Annotated in this window: 18 protein-coding genes; 11 read left to right on the forward strand and 7 right to left on the reverse strand. The window is 68.0% G+C overall.

The annotated features are described in order from the left end of the window. Window positions 1–98: 98 nt before the first annotated feature. The 4 genes from EIK80_RS13750 to EIK80_RS13765 all read right to left on the reverse strand — a co-directional run bounded on the left by EIK80_RS13750 (window position 99) and on the right by EIK80_RS13765 (window position 2,902). Window positions 99–521, reverse strand: a complete 423-nt coding sequence (locus EIK80_RS13750) for a DUF2946 family protein (RefSeq protein WP_233586617.1) — start codon at window positions 519–521, stop codon at window positions 99–101. Between the two features lie 65 nt (window positions 522–586). After that, complete coding sequence (locus EIK80_RS13755) at window positions 587–1,759, reverse strand: NnrS family protein (protein WP_125157569.1); 1,173 nt, start codon at window positions 1,757–1,759, stop codon at window positions 587–589. Window positions 1,760–1,772: 13 nt separating this feature from the next. Further along, window positions 1,773–2,186 carry a response regulator gene (locus tag EIK80_RS13760; protein WP_158624681.1) on the reverse strand — a complete coding sequence of 138 codons (414 nt, stop codon included), beginning with the start codon at window positions 2,184–2,186 and terminating at the stop codon, window positions 1,773–1,775. Window positions 2,187–2,212: 26 nt separating this feature from the next. Then, complete coding sequence (locus EIK80_RS13765; protein ID WP_125157570.1) at window positions 2,213–2,902, reverse strand: alternative oxidase; 690 nt, start codon at window positions 2,900–2,902, stop codon at window positions 2,213–2,215. 144 nt (window positions 2,903–3,046) lie between these two features. On the opposite strand from EIK80_RS13765, the gene EIK80_RS13770 reads away from it, so the two are divergent. Together EIK80_RS13770 and fixJ are read left to right on the forward strand one after the other, a co-directional pair. Next, window positions 3,047–4,537: a PAS domain-containing sensor histidine kinase gene (locus EIK80_RS13770; protein ID WP_233586619.1), complete on the forward strand. Its 1,491-nt coding sequence runs from the start codon at window positions 3,047–3,049 to the stop codon at window positions 4,535–4,537. After that, window positions 4,530–5,129 (forward strand): response regulator FixJ, encoded by a 600-nt coding sequence (gene fixJ, locus EIK80_RS13775; protein ID WP_125157571.1) that lies wholly within the window; start codon window positions 4,530–4,532, stop codon window positions 5,127–5,129. The genes EIK80_RS13770 and fixJ overlap by 8 nt, the downstream gene beginning before the upstream one ends. On the opposite strand, the gene ric is transcribed toward fixJ, so the two are convergent. Then, window positions 5,126–5,788: an iron-sulfur cluster repair di-iron protein gene (gene ric, locus EIK80_RS13780; RefSeq protein ID WP_125157572.1), complete on the reverse strand. Its 663-nt coding sequence runs from the start codon at window positions 5,786–5,788 to the stop codon at window positions 5,126–5,128. The two genes, fixJ and ric, sit on opposite strands and share 4 nt — an antisense overlap. 310 nt (window positions 5,789–6,098) lie before the next feature. Here ric and nirK point away from each other — a divergent pair, with 310 nt between their 5' ends. Both nirK and EIK80_RS13790 read left to right on the forward strand, forming a co-directional pair. Continuing rightward, window positions 6,099–7,127, forward strand: a complete 1,029-nt coding sequence (nirK, locus tag EIK80_RS13785; protein WP_125157573.1) for a copper-containing nitrite reductase — start codon at window positions 6,099–6,101, stop codon at window positions 7,125–7,127. Window positions 7,128–7,196: 69 nt separating this feature from the next. Beyond that, window positions 7,197–8,390 carry an alginate export family protein gene (locus EIK80_RS13790; RefSeq protein ID WP_125157574.1) on the forward strand — a complete coding sequence of 398 codons (1,194 nt, stop codon included), beginning with the start codon at window positions 7,197–7,199 and terminating at the stop codon, window positions 8,388–8,390. A 57-nt stretch (window positions 8,391–8,447) separates the two neighbouring features. Here EIK80_RS13790 and EIK80_RS13795 read toward each other — a convergent pair whose 3' ends face one another. Further along, window positions 8,448–10,688: an adenosylcobalamin-dependent ribonucleoside-diphosphate reductase gene (locus EIK80_RS13795; protein WP_125157575.1), complete on the reverse strand. Its 2,241-nt coding sequence runs from the start codon at window positions 10,686–10,688 to the stop codon at window positions 8,448–8,450. 198 nt (window positions 10,689–10,886) lie between these two features. Between EIK80_RS13795 and EIK80_RS13800 the strand changes: the two genes are divergently transcribed. Continuing rightward, window positions 10,887–11,333, forward strand: coding sequence for a pseudoazurin (locus tag EIK80_RS13800; protein ID WP_125157576.1), 447 nt, complete (start codon window positions 10,887–10,889; stop codon window positions 11,331–11,333). 62 nt (window positions 11,334–11,395) lie between these two features. Here the strand turns inward: EIK80_RS13800 and EIK80_RS13805 are convergent, their stop codons facing one another. Beyond that, window positions 11,396–12,049, reverse strand: coding sequence for a Crp/Fnr family transcriptional regulator (locus EIK80_RS13805; protein WP_233586620.1), 654 nt, complete (start codon window positions 12,047–12,049; stop codon window positions 11,396–11,398). Window positions 12,050–12,252: 203 nt separating this feature from the next. On the opposite strand from EIK80_RS13805, the gene EIK80_RS13810 reads away from it, so the two are divergent. From EIK80_RS13810 to EIK80_RS13835, 6 genes are all read left to right on the forward strand, one after another. Further along, complete coding sequence (locus tag EIK80_RS13810; RefSeq protein ID WP_125157578.1) at window positions 12,253–12,891, forward strand: helix-turn-helix domain-containing protein; 639 nt, start codon at window positions 12,253–12,255, stop codon at window positions 12,889–12,891. Further along, a complete protein-coding gene (hemN, locus tag EIK80_RS13815) occupies window positions 12,888–14,249 on the forward strand; it encodes an oxygen-independent coproporphyrinogen III oxidase (protein ID WP_125157579.1) in 1,362 nt (453 codons plus the stop codon). Before EIK80_RS13810 ends, hemN begins: the two co-directional genes overlap by 4 nt. Before the next feature lie 101 nt (window positions 14,250–14,350). Further along, a complete protein-coding gene (locus EIK80_RS13820) occupies window positions 14,351–16,621 on the forward strand; it encodes a nitric-oxide reductase large subunit (protein ID WP_125157580.1) in 2,271 nt (756 codons plus the stop codon). A 653-nt stretch (window positions 16,622–17,274) separates the two neighbouring features. Next, on the forward strand, window positions 17,275–18,288 hold the full coding sequence (locus tag EIK80_RS13825; protein WP_125157581.1) for an aldo/keto reductase: 1,014 nt from the start codon (window positions 17,275–17,277) through the stop codon (window positions 18,286–18,288). A 101-nt stretch (window positions 18,289–18,389) separates the two neighbouring features. Further along, window positions 18,390–19,232: a VOC family protein gene (locus EIK80_RS13830; protein ID WP_125157582.1), complete on the forward strand. Its 843-nt coding sequence runs from the start codon at window positions 18,390–18,392 to the stop codon at window positions 19,230–19,232. A 26-nt stretch (window positions 19,233–19,258) separates the two neighbouring features. Further along, on the forward strand, window positions 19,259–19,666 hold the full coding sequence (locus EIK80_RS13835; RefSeq protein WP_125157583.1) for a putative quinol monooxygenase: 408 nt from the start codon (window positions 19,259–19,261) through the stop codon (window positions 19,664–19,666). The last annotated feature ends 14 nt before the right edge of the window (window positions 19,667–19,680 follow it).

The raw sequence follows: 19,680 nt of genomic DNA on the forward strand, positions 1-19,680 counted from the left end.
TATTGATCTGGGCCTAGTCTGGACAGGCGCGGGCGCTCGTCTTTGCCCGTGGACAAGTCGACGGCGCACGCGCGCGGATGGCCTCGGAAGAGGCCTGGTCAGATCAGGACGACAGGCGGACCCGTGGGGGGCGGAGGCGGCGCGGCGAAGCCGCGCCCGGGTGCGATCGCCGGGGACGCCGGGGTAGGGAGGACCACATAGCGAACCGCGCCGGCGCCCGTGGTGACGACGAGGCTGGGCGGCGGAGCCCCGGCGGCGTGGGCGGCGAAGGGGCAGGGGGCGTCATGAACGGATTTGCCGTCATGATTCTCGCCCTGCCGCTGGCCCAGCGCCTCGCCCGGCCGGACGACCTTGGCGCCCTCGCCGGTGCAGAGCACCAAGGCGAAGGGCAGGCCGTTGTGCGGCTGGACCTCCGGCATGAAGCCGGCGGGGACCAGGATCTTCAGCGTGACCGCCAGCATCGCAAGCGCCAGAAGGGCGTCGCGCTTCAGCTGTTTGGCGATGGGGCTCCGGAAGGTCACGGCGGCGCTTTAGGACAAATGCGTCGCTGTGTCTTCCAAAGGGACGGTCCTTAAGGGCTCGGCGCTCAGGCGCGGGCAGGGCGCGGCCCGATCAGCATCGGACCGTAGGCGAGCGCGAAGCCGCCGTAGGCCAAGGTCCAGCACGAGGCGGCCAGCACCAGAAGGCCGGCCTGATAGTCTGGGATGAAGGCGGCGACGACGCGCAGCAAGGCCGCCAGGTTGATCGCGGCGAAGATCGCCACCGTGGCCCGGTCGGCGGTCAACGGACGGCCGGTGTGGCCTCGGCTGGCCCTGCACATGACCGCCAGGCAGGTGACGCCGATCGCGCCGGCCGACAGGGCGTGGATGCCGGCCGGGCGCGGGACCAGGGGCGTCAGGACACTCGCGCCCAACAGCAGCAGAGCAAGGCCCAGCCACACATAGCCGAGGTGGAGGATCGACAGCAGGGGCTCGGTGGTCGTCCTGTTTCCGCGCCAGCGGGTGAGGCGCGCCAGGTTCACGCCCCCGGCCGCGACCAGCAGCCCGCCCGCCAACGCTTGTCCGGGCGCGAACGCCCAGCTCGCTGCCGCGACGGCGGCGCTGATCACGGCGACCTTGTCGAAGGTTCCGAACGGCGGGGGCAGCTTGGTCTCGCCGCGCTGACGAAGCCAGTTCTGGGTGAAGCTGGGCGTGATGCGGCCGCCGATGAGGGCCAGCATGACGGCCGCCACGGCCAGGGCGACACGCGTTCCCAAGCCTTGCAGGCCCAGGGCGGCGTCCAGGTGGAAGGCGATGTTGGCGGCGGCCATCAGGGCGGTGAGCAAGCAGATCGGCAGGTTGCGCCAGTTCTTGCCCGACAGCACCTCGCGCCAGACGACCGCCGCGAAGACGACTAGAAAGGCCGCATCGATCCAGGCGGCGGCCGGCCCGATGAACACCTGGAAGAGCATGGCCAGTCGACCGGCTAGCCAGAGCGACCAGAGCGCCGCCAGTTTCGCGCCGATCACCGGCATGCGGCCTGTCCAGTTGGGAATGGCGGTTGTCAGGAAACCCGCCAGGATCGCGCCGAGCATGCCGAACAGCATCTCGTGGACGTGCCAGTCGAGGTGTCCGCCGACCGTCTGGCCGCCAAACAGCGACCAGATCCACAGTGGGATCGACAGGGCCGACCAGATCGCGCCGGACAGGAAGAACGGCCGAAAGCCGTAGCTGAACAGGGCGGGGCCGGCATAGGCGCGGCGTTGTTGGGCGGTGCTCATGGCGAAACTCTGGTTAGCGGTCGAGGCCGGGTCGTTGTGCGTCGACAACTCCACGCAGAGCCGCCTCGAGCGCCTGCGGCAGGGCGTCGCCCATCAGCGGCTTTTCGATCAGCGACACGCCGTCTCGGCGGGCCGCGCGGCGCAGATCGGCGGCGGGATGGGTCGCGGTCATCAGGATCGCAATGGCCTCACCGGCGTATCGGGCGGCCTTGGCCATGGGCGGTCCGGCGATCGCCGGCGGGGCATGGCCGATGATCACGGCGTCCACCCCGCCGGCCTGCAGCCGGTTGACGAAGCTATCGGCGTCGCCGAACGGCTCGACGCCGTAACCCTCCAGGCCCAGCGAGAAGCAAAGCGCCTGGCGAACCGCCGCGTCCTGGTCGAGCACAAGGACGCGGGGCGCGCGGACGGGAGGGGCTTTGGACACGATCGTCGTCCTTGTGGGCCGCGGGTTTAGGCGGCGGCCTTCCAGTTCGGTTCCAGCACGACGTGCGGCGGGCAGGGGGCGATCTCGCCCGACGGCAGGCCGCACAATTCGTTGGCGAAGCCGTGGTTCACGTCGCGGTGGTGGGCTTCGTCGGCGCGGACCACCTCGACCACGTCGCGCAGCGTGGCGCCGGCCGGCAGCTTCCAGTAGTCGAGGGCGATCTGGGGCGCGGCGACGTTGGCGCTGCGGCCCTCGTCGATCTCGGCGAGGTAATGGGTGTAGCTGATCACCGCCTCTTCCTCGAAATAGCCGACGACGCGGTGGGCGGTCTTCGAGGAGACCAGGTAGAGGCCGAAGAAGAAGAGATAGAAGACCCACTGGGCGGCGACGACCACGAAGCGTTCGAACAGGGTCGGCTTGGCCACCTCGATGAAGGTCATCAGGTGCATCCGTTCGTTCTCGGCCTCGTCCATCAGGGTCTTTATCCAGCCCTTGTCGCCTTCCATCCGGCGCAGGCACCTCAGATGGTTCAGCGTAGCGCCGACCATCCCTGGGACGGCGGCGACGGTCTCGAGAACCACGGCACGGTGGCCGTAGCGCTTGGCGAAGAAGGTGTCGGCGCAGAAGCGCAGGGCCTTCACGAAGCCGAAGGCGACGACGTCCGAAGCGCCCTTCGGCTGGTGGTGGACGTCGAGATCGATATGCGGAGCGGTCATGGCTTTTCGCCTTCATCCTGTGGCGACCCCCTGGCCGCCGATGAGACGCTTGATACCGCCGCCTGCCTGACCCAGACATTCTGGTCTGATCCTAAGGAGAATCCCTGAGTGGCCGGAGGCGACGGAGGGGACTAGCGCGGAGCGATGACCATCGACGAGTTCCTCACGGCCCGGCCGAACCCCAGGCGGGAATGGGGCATGGCCGTGGGCATCGCGGTCGGGCTGGTGGCCATCGGCACGGCCACCCGCCTTTTGTTTGAGCCGTTGCTTGGCGATCGCGGTCTCTATCTCTTCTTTTTCCCCGCCGTCGTCGCCGCCGCCGCGTTTCGCGGCCTGTACGGGGGGCTCGTCGCTTGCGCGCTGGGTCTTGTTAGCCTGCTGGCGCTGAGCGCGCGCGGCGATGGCCTGGACCTCGGCGACTGGGCCGGCGCGGCGCTCTACGTCGCCGTTTGCGGCGCGATTAGCTTCGGCGGCGAGCGCTTCCGGATCGCGCGTCAACGCACCGAGGCGGTGACCGAGGACCTCCTGGTCCGCGAGGCGCATCTGGCGTCGATCCTTGACACGGTGCCGGACGCGATGGTGCTGATCGACGACGCCGGACGCGTGGTTTCGTTCAGTTCGACCGCCGAACGGCTGTTCGGCTGGACGGCGGCGGAGATTACCGGTCAGAACGTCAGCCGCCTGATGCCCGAGCCCTACCGTTCGGCGCACGACGGCTATCTGAGCCGCTACTATGAGACCGGGGAACGCCGCATCATCGGCCTGGGCCGTGTGGTGATCGGCGAGCGCAAGGACGGCTCGACCTTTCCGATGGAGCTTTCGGTCGGCGAAATCCGCGCGCGTCATGGTCGGTTCTTCACCGGCTTCGTTCGCGACCTGACGGAAGCTCAGCGCAGCCAGGCGCGGCTGCAGGAATTGCAGAACGAGCTGGTGCACATCGCGCGCCTGACCTCGATGGGCGAGATGGCCTCGGCCCTCGCCCACGAGATCAACCAGCCCCTCTCGGCCCTGACCAACTACCTGAAGGGCGGGCGGCGGTTGCTGGAAGCCGCTGAGATCGACCGCGATCTGCTGGGCGCGGCCCTGGAGCGGGCGGGCGAACAGGCGTTGCGCGCGGGCGCGATCATCCGCCGGCTCCGTGACTTCGTCGCGCGCGGCGAGACCGAAAAGCAGGTCGAGGACCTCAGCCGCATGGTCGAGGAAGCGGTGGCCCTGGCCCTGATCGGCGTGCGCGAGGTGGGCGTCGATGTGCGTCTCGACCATGGCGCGGGCGGTGAACGGGTGCTGGCCGACCGCGTTCAGGTCCAACAGGTCATCGTCAACCTCGTCCGCAACGCCGTCGACGCCATGGAAGCCAGTCCGCGCCGCGACTTGACCATCAGCGTCGGGCGCCTGGACGATCAGGCGCTGATGACCGTCGCCGACACCGGTCCCGGCATCGCGCCCGAGATCGCCGATAATCTCTTCGCGCCGTTCATGACGACCAAGCGGGACGGCATGGGCGTGGGCCTGTCGATCTCGCGCACCATCATCGAGGCCCATGGCGGCCGACTTTGGGTCGAGCCGACGCCGGGCGGCGGCGCGACGTTCAAGTTCACCCTGAAGCTCGTCGAAGGAGATATGGACCTTGAGTGAGGCTGTCGTTCACATCATCGACGACGACGCGGCCATGCGGGACTCCCTGGCCTTCCTGCTGCAGGTGAATCGGATCCCCTATCGCATCTTCGAGTCGGCGGTCGCCTTCCTGGAGGACCTGCCCGAGGACGGCGGATGCGTCCTGTCGGACGTGCGCATGCCCCAGATGAACGGCATCGAGATGGTCCGGAAGCTCAAGGAGCTGGACTATCGCGCCCCCATCATCGTCATGACCGGCCACGCAGACGTGCCGCTGGCCATCGAGGCGATGAAGGCGGGCGTGTTCGACTTCATCGAAAAGCCGTTCGACGAGGACCTGCTGCTCCAGGCGCTGCGCGCCGCGCTCGAGAGGGGCAAGGCCCAGAGCGAGCAGGACGAGGCGCTGGCGAAGACCCGCCGCAGCATCGCCGCCTTGTCGCCCCGCGAGAGCGAGGTCCTCGACGGGCTGGTCGATGGCAAGGCCAACAAGGTGATCGCCTTCGACCTGGGGATCAGTCCGCGCACCGTCGAAATCTACCGCGCCAACCTGATGACCAAGATGCAAGCTCGCAGCCTGTCCGAACTGGTGCGCATGGCGCTCTCCGTGCGCTAACCGAACCGTCGGAACAGCACGTTGTTCTCCAGGTGCATGTGGTCGCGCAGGTCGGCGTCGATCTCCTGGCAGAGGGCGTAGAGCGCGCGCCAGGTTCCGCAGGCGTTTTCGGGCGGCGTGAAGTCGTGGGTCAGGCGCGCCAGCCCCTTTAACTGCTCGATGACGTCCTCATGCTCGGACTCCATCCGGGCGATCGGGCCACTGAGCGGGTTGGCGCCGCGCCGCATCAGCGGGAACAGCATCAGCTCTTCCTTCTGGTGGTGGGCCTCCAGGTCGTCGAACATGAAAGCCAGATGCTGGGAGACACCGGTCGGGCAGTCGGGCCGGTCGCCATGCACGCTCTCCACCCGCGCGGCCAGGAAGATGGCCTCGGGGAACTGGCGGCGATGGACCTCGTGATAGCGCTCCAGCAGATGGTCGATCAGCGCGTCGGTCTCGTCTGGCGCCAGGGCCGCCTCCGAGCGGTCCAGGGCGTCCAACTGAGCGACCAGGCCGGCGAGATCGACCCCGCGATCCCCGGCGGCCTCCGCGAGCGATGCGTCGCCGCCGCAGCAGTAGTTGATCTTGTGGCGGCGGAAGATCGCGGTCGATCCGGGGCGGTTGACGGCGATATCGCGGACGGTCTGGTCCCGGAGGGAAGGGGCGGCGGCGGTGTCCATGGCAAGGTCTCCTCTGCCGCCTGACTAGGTCGGTCCTGGGCGGAGAACGTTGCGCCGCGCCAAGTTCGCACGGACACCGAGGCGGCCGACCGACATCGCGCGCCTACTTAAGGAAGCGTGGCCATGGCGGCCGGACGCGGACTTGCGATGCGCCCAAAGGCCAGCGCCGCCTGGGATTCTCGACCATTTCCGAAGATCCGCCGGGCGATCCGGCGCAGCCGTCGCAGTTTGTCCACGCACAAAGATCGCGGCGCGGGGAGGTCTACCCCTCCCGTCCATCGGCGCCGTTCGGGCGTCGGAGGATAGGAATATGAAAGCCCTCGCTCTCTTCGCCACCGCCGCGGCCTTCGCCCTGATCGGGACCGCCGCCATTGGCGCCACGCCGGACGCCCCGGCCCCCGCCGTCGCCGACACCGTCCGCCTGGCGACCGACCTGCCCCCGCCGATCGCGCGCCGCGCCCCCGCGACCGTGAAGGTCGACCTGGTCACCCAGGAAGTGGTGGGCAAGCTGGCGGACGGCGCGAACTTCAAGTTCTGGACCTTCAACGGCAAGGTGCCGGGACCCATGGTCCGCGTCCGCGTCGGCGACACGGTCGAGGTCTCGCTGAAGAACGCCGCCGACAGCGAGCACATGCACAATGTCGACTTCCACGCCGTGACCGGCCCCGGCGGCGGCGGCGTCGCCACTATGGCCGCGCCGGGAGAGACGCAGACCTTCACCTTCAAGGCGATGGCGCCGGGTCTCTATGTCTATCACTGCGCGACCCCGATGGTGGCCGAGCACATCGCCAACGGCATGTACGGCGCGATCCTGGTCGAGCCCGAGGAGGGCCTGCCCAAGGTCGACCACGAGTTCTACGTGATGCAGGGCGAGGTCTACACCGACGAGGCCATGGGCTCGAAGGGGCTGCTGAACGAGAGCATCGAGAAGCTCCTGAACGAGCAGCCGGAGTTCTACATCTTCAACGGCGGCTTCAAGGCGCTGACCGGCGACAAGGCGTTGCACGCGAAGGTCGGCGAGACGGTCCGGATCTTCTTCGGCGTCGGCGGTCCCAACAAGACCTCCAGCTTCCACGTGATCGGCGAGATCTTCGACCACGTCTATCCATACGGCTCGCTGACCAGCACGCCGATCAAGGACGTCCAGACGGTCACGGTCGCTCCAGGCGGCGCGACGGTTGTCGATTTCAAGCTGGAAGTCCCCGGCAACTACATCCTGGTCGATCACGCCCTGAGCCGCCTGGAGCGTGGCGGCGCCGGCATCCTGACCGTCGAGGGGGCCGCCAATCCCGAGGTCTTCAATGCTCCGCCGAACCCGCATAAGGGCGGCGGCCACTAAGACGATGTCCCCTGGGGCGGCGCGCGTTCGCCGCCCCTTTTTCTTCTCGGACAGACAGTAGATTGATCCATGAGACAGCATGTCCTGCTGGCGCTGGCGGGCGTGAGCGCGCTCGCCTTCGCCGCGTCCGCGCGGGCCGAAGCGCCCGCGCAAACCGGTCAGCTCCTGCTCGAGGCGCGCACGCGCTATGAGCTCTATGATCCCGATGGCCCGGACGCCGAGGCTGTCACGACGCGGCTGCGCCTCGGCTGGCGTCAGCCCCTGGCCAAGACCCTGACCGCCCTGATCGAGATGGAAGCCGTCGGCGCCCTGGTCGACGACTACGCCGACGGGGTCCACGCCAAGCCCGGAAAGGCGACCATAACCGACCCCGAGACGGTCGAGCTGAACCGCGCCGCTCTGGAATGGCGGCCGACCGCCGTCCTGGGCGTCGATGTCGGCCGGCAGCGGATTGTTCTGGGCAACGCCCGCTTCGTCGGCAACAGCGGCTGGCGGCAGAACGAGCAGACCTTCGACGCGGTCAAGTTGACCGCCAAGCCGGCCAAGAGCGTGACCCTGACCTATGCCTATGCCGATCGCGTGCGCCGGCCGCTGGGTCGCAAGTCGTCGCAAGGCGTCTGGCGGGGCGACGCGCACATGCTGCAGGCCGAGGCCGATCTGGGCGCGGTTGGCAAGGCGAGCGCCTATGCCTTCATGCTCGATTTCAACAACGCCCCGACCCAGTCCTCGAAGACCTTCGGCGCCCGGCTGGCCGGTGCTCGCGTCCTGCGGTCGGGCCTGAGCGGGACCTGGGAGCTGGAGCACGCCCACCAGGTCGACTGGAAGAGCAACCCGCGGGACTTCTCGCTGGACTACGACGCCGCGTCCCTGGGCCTGAAGACCGCCAGGTCGGCGATCTCGGCGAACCTGGAGCGTCTGCAAGGCGATGGCGTCAACGCCTTCCAGACGCCGCTGGCGTCGCTGCACGGCTTCCAGGGTCTGTCGGACGTGATCGGCGCGACACCGGTCAAGGGCGTGCGCGACGTCTTCCTGCGCGGAACGACGACGGTCGGCGGCAAGCAGCCGCTGAAGCTGACCGGCGAAGCCCACGACTTCGACACCACTGTCGGGTCCCAAAACCTGGGGCGCGAGATCGACGCGGTGGTCTCGACGCCGATCGCCAAGGGCTGGACGTTCGAGCTGGGCGTGGCCCGGTTCGAGACGCAAAGCCGGACCTATCCCGACGCCACCCGGGCCTGGGCCAGTCTCGACTTCAAACTCTGATCGCATTGTCCCTGGAAAGAGGAAGGGCCCGCGAAAGCGGGCCCTTTTTCGTGGGCTCTAGCCGCACTTGGAGTAGCCGCAATCGGTGCAGGTATCGCAGCCTTCCTTGCGGATAAGGGCCGGGCTGGCGCAGCGCGGGCAGACGGCGGGCCGCGGCGCGTCTGCCTGGGGCTCGACCGCCTCCGCGACTCTTGGCGTGGGCGCCGCATGACCATGCCGCAGGTGCCGCTCGACCACGCCGCCGATCGCGGCCGGCAGCGAGGGCACATAGCGGCCCGAGAGCCAGGCGCCGCCCTGCGGATCGAACACGGCTTTCAACTCCTCGGCCACGAAGCCGACATCGCCCCCGCGCCGGAACACCGCCGAGATCATCCGGGTCAGGGCCAGGGTCCAGGCGTAGTGCTCCATGTTCTTGGAGTTGACGAAGATCTCGAACGGCCGCCGCTGGCCGTCGATCTCGGCGTCGTTGACTGTCACGTAAACGGCGTGGGCGCTGTGCGGCCACTTGATCTTGTAGGTCACCCCGCTCAGGGCCTCTTCGCGCGCGATCAGCGGCGTATCTTCGTGGGAGGCTGCGGGAGCCGACGGTTGTTCCGCTGGCGGCGCGTCCACCGAGAGGACAGACCCGGTGACGGCGTTGGGCCGATAGGTCGTCAGGCCTTTGCACCCCATCCGCCAGCCTTCAAGATAGACGTCGCAGAAGGCGTCGAAGGCGATGTCGGCGGGGCAGTTGACGGTCTTGGAGATCGAGCTGTCGATCATCCACTGGGCGGCCGCCTGCATGACCAGATGCTCGCGCGGCGTCAGGGTCTGGGCCGAAACGAAGACGTCCTGCGGCGGCTCGGCCTCGCCATGCAGCCGCTTCCAGACGGTCAGGGCGTAGTCCTCGACAGCCTCCTGGCGGCTCGAGCCGTCGGGTTGCCGAACCTTGCGGTTATAGGCGTAGGCGAAGACCGGCTCGACGCCGGACGAGACGTTGCCGGCCACCAGCGAGGTGGTGCCCGTCGGTGCAATCGAGGTCAGGCAGCCGTTGCGCAATCCATGCTTCGCGATCAGCGCGCGCGTATCGTCGTCCAGGTCGAGCAGGTTGGGCCGGTCCAGCACGCGCGGATCCCAGAGCGGGTAGGGGCCCTTTTCGGCGGCCAGGGCGGCCGAGGCGCGATAGGCCTCGCGCTTGATGATCCCCAGCCAACGCCGGGTGGTCTCCGCCGCCTCTTCCGAGCCATAGCGCTGGCCGCAGAAGATCAGGGCGTCAGCGAGCCCCGTAACGCCCAGACCCAGGCGCCGCTTGGCGCGCGCTTCCTCCGCCTGGGCCTCCAGCGGGAAGCGCGAGACGTCGATCACGTCGTCCAGGAACCGGATCGCGACATGGGTCAGTTCCGCCAGCTTCTCCTCGTCCAGGACCGCGCCCTCCGTGAAGGGGGCGGCGACCAGGCGAGCCAGGTTGATCGAGCCGAGCAGACAGGCGCCGTAGGGCGGCAGCATCTGCTCGCCGCAGGGGTTGGAGGCGGCGATCGTCTCACAGTCAGCCAGATTGTTCCGGGCGTTGACCCGGTCGACGAAGATCACGCCCGGCTCTGCGTAAGCGTAGGTGGCCGTCATCAGCCGCCGCCACAGATCGCTGGCGCGGACGGTCTTGAAGACCTCGCCGCCGAACACCAGCGGCCAATCCGCGTCGGCGGCCAGCGCCTCCAGGAAGGCGTCGGTGACCAGGACCGAGAGGTTGAAGTTGCGCAGGCGCGTGGGCTCGCGCTTGGCGTCGATGAAGGCCTCGATGTCGGGATGGTCGATGCGCAGGCAGCCCATCATAGCCCCGCGCCGCTGCCCGGCCGACAGGATCGTGCGACACATCGAGTCCCAGACGTCCATGAAGCTCAGAGGACCCGAGGCGTCCGCTCCCACGCCACGCACCGGCGCGCCGGCGGGGCGGATGGTCGAGAAGTCCATGCCGACGCCGCCGCCCTGCTGCAGCGTCACCGCCGCCTCGCGCAGGTGCTCGAAGATGCCCGGCAGGTCGTCGGGCAAGGTCCCCATGACGAAGCAGTTGAACAGGGTCACCGCCCGCCCGGTGCCGGCCCCGGCGAAGATGCGGCCGGCGGGCATGAACTGGAAGTCGCCTAGGGCGTCGAGGAACTTCTCGCGCCAAGCCTCACGGGCCTCGGCGGGCTCAGCCTGCGCGATCGCCTCGGCCACCCGTCGCCAGCTGTCCTCGACGCCGACGTCGCCGTCGCCGACGTCCGGTGCGAACCGATATTTCGCGGCCCATATCTCCGCGGCCAAGGGAATGTCGAAGGCCATGATCCTGCTCCCGTTGCAAAGACCAGGAGGCTGGCGGATTCGCGCTGGCCGGGGATTGTCGCTCGACAAGGAGGCCTGAGGAGGGGGGGCGGGCGAATTCATCTCGGCTTGCTCTGGAGCAAGGTTCACCGCGCTCGCCAGGTCTATCGGTGACCGCGAGCGGGCGGTTCGCCCGCGCCCAGACAAAGGTGAGTGAAGATGTTGAAGTCCGTTCTCGTCGCCGGCGCCATGATCGGCGCGGTGGCGATCGCCGGAACCGCTGGCGCGGCCGAGCTGCAGGTCAAGATGCTGAACCAGGGCTCGCAAGGCATGATGGTGTTCGAGCCGGCGAGCGCCAAGCTGAAGGTGGGCGACACCATCCGCTTCATCCCGACCGACGTCGGCCACAACGCCGAGACGATCCCTGGCATGTGGCCGGCGGGTGTCGCGCCCGTAAAGGGCGTGCTCGGCAAGGAAGTCGTCGTGAAGGTCGCCAAGCCGGGCGTCTACGGCTTCAAATGCATGCCGCACTGGGCGATGGGCATGACCTTCGTGGCCAAGGTCGGCGACGGCAAGCCCAACGCCGCCGAGGCCGAGGCCGCCATCGCCACCGCGCCGAGCATGGCCAAGAAGCGCCTGACGGCCGACTTCGCCGCGATCAAGTGAGCACGCCAAAGCGCCGCCGCTCCCCGAGCGGCGGCGTTCTTGTCTTTCCAGCGTCGAAAAGCTCAGCCCGCCTCGGCCAGGTTCGTCAGCACGTCCAGGCGGCGGACGACGATGCGGCGCCGGGCGCTGGCGGTGACGCCCCGCTCGTCCCAGGCCGCCAGGGTGCGGCTGACGGTATGCAGGGTCGAGCCCGCCATCTCGGCCAACTCCTGCCGGGTGACCGGGAAGTCGATCTCGATGCCGACGTCGGTCTCGCGACCCGCCTGCTGAACAAGGCGCAAAAGGGTGCGGGCGATGCGCTGCTCGACCTTCTCGCCGGCCATTTCGCCGACCCGGTCCTGCAGTTCGAACAGCCGATGCCCGGCCGAGGCGGCCGATCCCATGGCGATCTCGGGATAGCGCGCCATCAGTTGGCGCATGGCCGCAACCGTCCAGTAGATCTCTACGCTGTCGACCACCGCCACGGCGTCGGCCGGGAACGGCTTGCCCATCAGGGCCGCCACCGTGCCGTACATCTCGCCCGGCCCGATGAAGCGGATCAACGACTGGCTGCCCTCGGGGCGCGCCTGCACGATCTTGATCCGGCCCTCCAGCAGGGTGTGGCAGGTCGCGCCGGGATCGCCCTGGCTGAAGACCACGCGCCCGGCGGCCAGCGGCCGCACGGTCCCGGCGCCGAGCACATCGGCGGCGGCGACGTCGTCCAGATGGCCGAACATGTCCGCGCCACGGAGATTATGAGGAGCGATGCTGGCGACCATGGGGGGCGTTGACCTTGCGTGAATTGCTGGCGCCTGCCCTAAGCCCGCCCGCGCTCCAGCTTAATCCCGGAATTCTACCTAGGGCGATTTCCCGAATAACGGCGGGACCGGCGCGGTTGCTAAGGCTGAGCTCGACACAAGCCATAGCCGTCGGGCTGCCCATGACCCTCGCCTTCGCCAAGTTCGATCCGCCGCTCGCCCAGACCCTGGTCCCCGCCGGTGTGAGCCTTCGCCGGGCGCCGGGCGAGGAGATCTTCGCCCAGGGCGAGGCGGTCGAAACCGTCTACCAACTGCTGTCCGGCGCGGTGCGGACCTACCGCCTGCTGGGCGATGGCCGCCGTCATGTCTGCGACTTTCACGTTCCCGGCGATGTCCTCGGGCTGGAGGCCGGCGGCGAGTACGGCTGCTGCGCCGAGGGCATGACCGACGTGATCCTGCTGGCCATTCCGCTCGCGACGCTGCGCCGCCTGTCGGCCCACGATCCGCTGCTGGGCCAGCGCCTGCTGTCGATCGCCTCAAGGGGGCTGCAACGCAGTCAGAACCACGCGGCCATGCTGGCGCGGCTGGGCGCGGTCGAGCGCGTCGCCGCCTTCCTGATCGACTTCGCTCAGCGCTTTGACGCCGACGACGAGTTCGACCTGCCGATGACCCGCCAGGACATCGCCGACTATCTGGGCCTGACCATCCACACCGTCTCTCGCACGCTGTCGCAGCTCCAGGAGCAGGGCCTGATCGACGCGCGCGCCTCCCGCCGCGTGCGTCTGCGGCGGCAGGATGAGCTTCTAGGACTTTGCGCATGACCCCTTCGGTCCTGACCCCCGCCCAGCGCCAGCACGCTGAACGGAACCTGCCGCGCTACACCAGTTATCCGACGTCTCTGGCTTTCGACGCGGGGCAAGCGCACCAGGCTCAGGATTGGTTCGCCCGCACCCGCGCCGAGGACCGGCTCTCGGTCTATGTCCACGTGCCGTTCTGCCGGCGCCTGTGCTGGTACTGCGGTTGCCACACCTCGATCGCCCACACCTACGAGCGGGTCGGGACCTTCTTCGAGACCCTGATGCGCGAGGGCGACCTGGTCGCCGCGCGACTGGGCGAGCACGATGGCCTCGCCCACCTGCACTTCGGAGGCGGCAGCCCGAACGCGCTCAGCCCCGAGGACTTCGCCGCCTTGGTCACGCGGCTTAAGACCGTCTTCCGTCCGCGTCCTGGCGCCGAGATCGCCGCCGAACTGGATCCGGGCATGTTGTCCGAGGCCTTTGTCGACGCGGCTGGCGCGGTGGGCGTCAACCGGGCCAGCCTGGGGGTCCAGACCTTCGACCCAACCGTCCAGGCCCTGGTCAATCGCATTCAACCCTACGACCACGTCGCCCGCGCGACCGAGCGCCTGCGCGCCGTGGGCGTCAAAGGCCTTAACTTCGACCTGATGTACGGCCTGCCAGGCCAGACGCCCGAGAACGTCCACGACTCCGCGCGCCTCGCGGTCCAGCTGCGGCCCGACCGGGTGGCCGTGTTCGGCTACGCCCATGTGCCGTGGATGAAGAAGCATCAGACCATGATCCGCGAGGCCGACCTCGCCGACCTGGACGGCCGCTGGGCCCAGGCGGAGGCGGCCGACGCGGCGCTGACCGAGGCGGGCTATGTCCGCATCGGCCTCGACCACTACGCCCTGCCGGGCGACGCCCTGACCCGCGCGGCGGCCGAGGGACGGCTGCGCCGGAATTTCCAGGGATATACGGACGATCCCGCCCCGGTGCTGGTTCCGATCGGCCCCTCGTCCATCGGCCAGTTCCGGGAAGGCTTCGTCGGCAATCACGTGCCGACCGACCAGTGGTCGGCCGCCATTTCGCGCGGCGAGCTTCCGCTGAACCGCGCGCTCGCCGTCGACGCAGAGGATCGGCTCCGGGCGGCGGTGATCGAGCGGCTGATGTGCGACATGTGCGTGGATGTCGCCGGCGTCTGCCGCCAGCACGGCTTCGCCGAGGATCATCTGGACGCCGAGTTCTCGGCGGTCGACGCCTTGCAGCTGGCCGGCCTCTGCGTCCGCGACGGCGCGGTGGTGTCGATCCCCGAGCGGACCCGCCGGCTGATGCGGGTGGTCGCCGCCGCCTTCGACGCGCGTCTGCCGACGACCGCCACGCGTCACGCCAAGGCGATCTGATCGGGCGAGGTTGCTCCTGAGCAACGTCGGCGGTCTTGCCGATCGTCATGCTGATCCCCGAACGCCGAATGGGAGTGTCCCGACAGGCGAGGGGAAGCGAGATGAACACCCGAAGACTATGGTTCGTCCTCGCCCTGGTGATGGCGGTGTCCTTCACCGTCCTGGGGCTGATGGGACGCGAAATCCACCGGCAAGCGCCGCCGATCCCGACCCGCGTGGTCGATGCGTCGGGGCGGGTGCTGCTCACCAAGAGCGATATCGAGACGGGCCAGCTGGCTTGGCAATCGATGGGCGGCCAGCAGGTCGGCTCCATCTGGGGCCACGGCGGCTATGTCGCGCCGGACTGGTCCGCCGATCAGCTCCACCGCGAGGCCACGGCCCTGCTCGACCTCTGGGCCCAGCGCGACTTCAAGGCGCTCTACGACGCCGTGACGCCCGAGCGCCAAGCGGCCCTGCGCGAGCGCCTGAAGCGCGAGATGCGGACCAACACCTATGACGCCAAGACCGGCGTCGTCACGGTCAGCGCCGATCGCGCCCAGGCCATGCGCCAGGTGCGCGCTCACTACGAGACCCTTCTGGGCTCGGACCCGGCCTTGGAAAAGCTGCGCGAGCAGTACGCGATCGCCAATGGCGCGGTGAAGGATCCGGCGCGCCGGACCGCCATCGCCGCGTTCTATTGGTGGACCAGCTGGGCGGCGAGCACGAACCGCCCCGGCGAGGTGATCACCTATACAGCCAACTGGCCGCATGAGGTCCTGATCGGCAATACGCCGACCGCCCCGACCATCGTCTGGTCGGTGGCCAGCGTGATCCTGCTGATCTTCGCCGTCGGCGCCCTGGCCTTCTGGCACGCCAAGACCAAGGCCGAGGACCATCTGGTCGCGCCGGACAAGGATCCGCTGGCGGCCATGAAGCCGACGCCCTCGATGAAGGCGACCGGCAAGTACTTCCTGACCGTGATCGGCCTCTTCCTGCTGCAGGTGGGCCTGGGCGCCGTCACCGCCCACTATTCGGTCGAGGGCCACGCCTTCTTCGGCGTGCCGATCTCCGACATCATTCCTTACGCGGTCACCCGCACCTGGCACACCCAGCTGGCCGTCTTCTGGATCGCCACCGCGTGGCTCGCCACCGGTCTCTACGTCGCGCCGATGATCTCGGGCCACGAGCCCAAGGGCCAGAAGCTGGGCGTCGACCTCTTGTGGGTCGCCCTCGTTATCGTCGTCCTCGGCTCGATGGCCGGCGAGTGGCTTGGCGTGCAGCAGGTCTTCGACCTGAACGCCAACTGGTGGTTCGGCCACCAGGGCTGGGAATATGTCGACCTGGGCCGCTTCTGGCAGATCCTGCTGTTCGTAGGCCTGATGAAGTGGCTGGTGCTGGTGGGCCGGGCTCTGTGGCCCGCCCTCAAGGCGCCGTCGGAAAGCAAGCCCGTCCTCTGGATCCTCTTCCTGTCGACGGTCGCCATCGGCCTGTTCTACGGGGCGGGCTTCATGTGGGGCAAGCACACCCACATCAGCATGGTCGAGTACTGGCGCTGGTGGGTGGTCCACCTGTGGGTGGAGGGCTTCTTCGAAGTGTTCGCCACGGCGGTCATCAGCCTGCTGATGGTCAAGCTGGGACTCGTGCGGGCCAAGTCGGCCAACGGCGCGGTGCTGTTCGGAACCATCGTGTTCCTGTTCGGCGGCGTTCTGGGCACGGCCCACCACTGGTACTTCGCCGGCACGCCGGTCTCGGTGATCGCCATCGGTTCGGTGTTCTCGGCCCTTGAGGTGGTGCCGCTGGCCCTGATCGGCGCCGAGGCCTTCGAGACCTTCAGTCACACCAAGGCCGCGCCCTGGGTCGCGACCTATCGCTGGCCGATCTTCTTCTTCGTCGCGGTTTCGTTCTGGAACCTGCTGGGGGCGGGGGTCTTCGGCTTCATGATCAACCCGCCGATCAGCCTCTATTTCATCCAAGGTCTGAACACGACGGCCACCCACGGCCACGCCGCCCTGTTCGGCGTCTATGGGATGCTGGGCATCGGGCTTCTGCTGTTCTGCTTCCGCGGCCTGGCCCGACGCGAAGCCTGGGACGATCGGCTGCTGGCCGCGACCTTCTGGATGCTGAACGGCGGCCTTGCGATGATGCTGTTCCTGTCGCTGCTGCCGGTGGGGGTGATCCAGGCGATCGCCAGCATCGAGCACGGCCTGTGGTTCGCCCGCTCTCCGGCGGTAATCCACTCGCCGTTGGTCCAGGCCCTGGTCTGGATGCGCGTGCCGGGAGACATCGTCTTCGCCGGCGGCGCCTTCACCCTGGCGATCTTCGCCGCCAAGCTGCTGCTGGGCGCCCGCCGCCCCGCCCTCGGCAAGGCCGCGAGCCCGATCGCCGCGGAATAGTCAGTCACACATCTTGCACGGAGCCGGCGCGCGTCAATGCGCGCCGGCTTCTGATTTGTAGCCAGTTGCAAGTGCCGCGGAGTCGTCAAGGCCAGCATTCTCGTGGCCGCAAGTGGCGAGTTCGCCGAATTATTCAGTTTTAAGGGATTGGGTGGACGGCGTTAGCAGTCACTGGCGCGCGACGGAATGTTCAGGCTGTCGAGGAAGCGTTGTTCTCGGACGGGGCGCTGACCTGATGATGTAAGTGCCGCCGACGAAGTCGATCACTGCCGCACGGGAGGATAACGCCTGGACCGGTGTCCTACCGGGAAACGTTTGACCGGTGCCCACCTTGGCATTGCTCAACCTCTAGCATCAGCCCAACAGGATTGGCGCGGTCTGATTCTAGTAGACGCCTTCCGCGAACGTCGGGTTCCTGGAGGTACGCCAACGGCAGCTATTGGCGCCACGTGACCGCTGGTCAAGCCTTCGATCTCTTTCCGATCTGCATTGTCACCTGCCTTCATCGGGGGAGGTGTTCTCGATCGAGAGGGACTTGTGAAATCTCTTCCAAAATTCTGGGACAGGAGACCGGCTACAGAGGAGAAATCGAAGGCCTTATTCCAGACGTCGAGCCGGGCGCGCCCCGCAAGACATCAACTGGAAGAACGACGATGACACTTAAGACCATACTGCCTGGCAAGCTCGGCTTCGGCACCGCGCCGCTCGGGAACATGTTCCGCGACATCCCCGAGGACGAAGCCCTGGCGACAGTCGAGGCGGCCTGGGACGACGGCATCCGCTATTTCGACAACGCCCCGTTCTACGGAGCGGGCCTGGCCGAGATCCGCATGGGTCGGGCTCTGGCCAGTAAAGCGCGCGACCAATACGTGATCAGCACCAAGGTCGGCCGCGTGATCCTGGACGAGGTCGAGGACGTCAGCGCCCGGGACCTGGGCGAAAAGGGCGACGTCTTCAAGTATGGCCGCCCCAACAAGATCGTGAACGACTACTCCGAGGACGCCACCTATCGCTCGATCGAGGGCAGCCTTAAGCGCTTGAAGACCGACCACATCGACATCGCCTTCGTCCACGACGTCGCCCAGGACTTCTACGGCGACGAATGGCTGAGCATGTTCGAGAGCGCCCGCAAGGGAGCGTTCAAGGCCTTGGATCGGATGCGCGACGAGGGCGTGATCAAGGCCTGGGGTCTGGGCGTCAACCGGGTCGAGCCGATTGAGCTGCTGCTGCACCTCGACGAGCCGCGCCCCGACGCCTTCCTTCTGGCTGGCCGCTACACGCTGCTCGACCATGATCGCGCCCTGCAGCGCGTGACCGGCAAGGTCGACGAGCGCGGGCTGGGCATCATCGTCGGCGGCCCGTACAGCTCCGGCGCCCTGGTCGGTGGCCCAAACTTCGAATACGCCCCGGCGACCCCGGCTGTCCTCGACAAGGTCGCTCGCATCAAGGCGATCGCCGACCGCCATGGGATCAGCATGAAGGCCGCCGGCCTGCAGTTCGTCCTGGCCAACCCGGCCGTGGCGGCCGTCATCCCCGGCGCCAGTCGTCCGGGCCGCATAGCCGAGGACCGCGCCGCCCTGGGCGAAACCGTCCCGGCCGATTTCTGGCGCGAGCTACGCGACGCGGGCTTGGTCAACCCGGCCGCGCCGCTGCCGCAGGCCGTTTAGACCCAATCCCTTCAAACCAAACCGTCGCTCGACGGCCGAGGCTCGCTTCGGCCGAAAGCCTTCGCACGCCTCGAGCATCCCCCCGAGAACAGGAGAAAGTCATGCGTAAATCTCAGAAGACCAGCGTCGCGGCTCCCGATCGTCGCGACATGCTTCGCACCGCCGGCGCGGTCCTGGCCGCCGCCGGGGCCGCCGTCGCCGCGCCCGTCGCCGCCGAGACCACCGGCGGCTTGTCGACCGCCGCCCGCAATAGTGGTCCGCTGGGTGCTCGCCTGCAGGGCGTCCAGCACTTTGGCCTGACCGTCCAGAACATGGAACGGGCCTACGAGTTTTACACCGAGGTTCTAGGCGGCGCCGAGGTGTTCCGCCATGGCGACTTCCAGGGAGACACCGTCCACAACACGCTTCTGGCCGACCAGGACATCCAGGCCCACGAACTGGGCGTCAATCCCGCCACCATCGGCGTGCCGGACCTACGCGGCGGCGCCCAGCGGCTCGACGTCCGCTTCATCCAGTTCGACAATGTGGTGATCGAGCTCCTGCAATACCGCGACGCCGATCAGCCAATGGGCGGACCGCGCGCTTTCGCCGAGCCGGTCGAGCACATGAGCCCCGCGTTCCCGCGGATGATGCACATCTGCTTCTATGTTCGCGACGACGTCGACTTCAACAAGTTCATCACCGACCTTGAAGCCGAGTCCGCTCGCCGCGGCATGACCCAGGTCCGGGCCAACCGCACCATCCGCGTCAACACCGAGGCCGAACGCAAGGCCGCGCCGAAAAGCGCCAACACCAACAAGGTGACCGTCGCGCCGTCGGACGGTTGGGAGCTGATCTACTGCAAGGGCCCGGAGGGCGAGCAGCTGGAATTCGTAAAGGCCCTGGGTCCGGTGAAGCAGCGTTTCGCCAATGCGCTGGCCGCCCGCCAACGCGCCACGCGCTAAGACCCGCAAGTTGAGGAGAGATCACGATGCGCAAGACCTTTACGGCCCTGCTGGCGCTGGCCGCCTTCGGCGCCTTGGCGACCCCGGCCCTGGCTCGCGACCCGGCCGGTGTCCGCTACAGTCGGATCCCGGCCGGCGCCTATTCGATCGTCGCCGAGGTCCAGGCCAAGCCTGGCCAGGAAGCAGCCCTCCGCGCGGCGACCTTGCCGCTGGTGCAATTGGTCCGGAGCGATCCCAAGAACCTCGTCTACTTCCTACAGGAAGACCGAGCCAAGCCGGGTCACTTCATCTTCTACGAGGTCTTCGCGACCGTGGAGGACTTCGAGGCTCACAACGCCATGCCGTATGTAAAGGACTGGTTCGCCAAGTTGCCGACGCTTGCAGAGGGCGGGGTGCAGGTCATGCGGATGGAAGTCCTGGGACATGGACATTAGCCAAGGCGCACGCG

This window comes from Caulobacter sp. 602-1, assembly GCF_003931565.1.
Classification (GTDB): Bacteria; Pseudomonadota; Alphaproteobacteria; order Caulobacterales; family Caulobacteraceae; genus Caulobacter.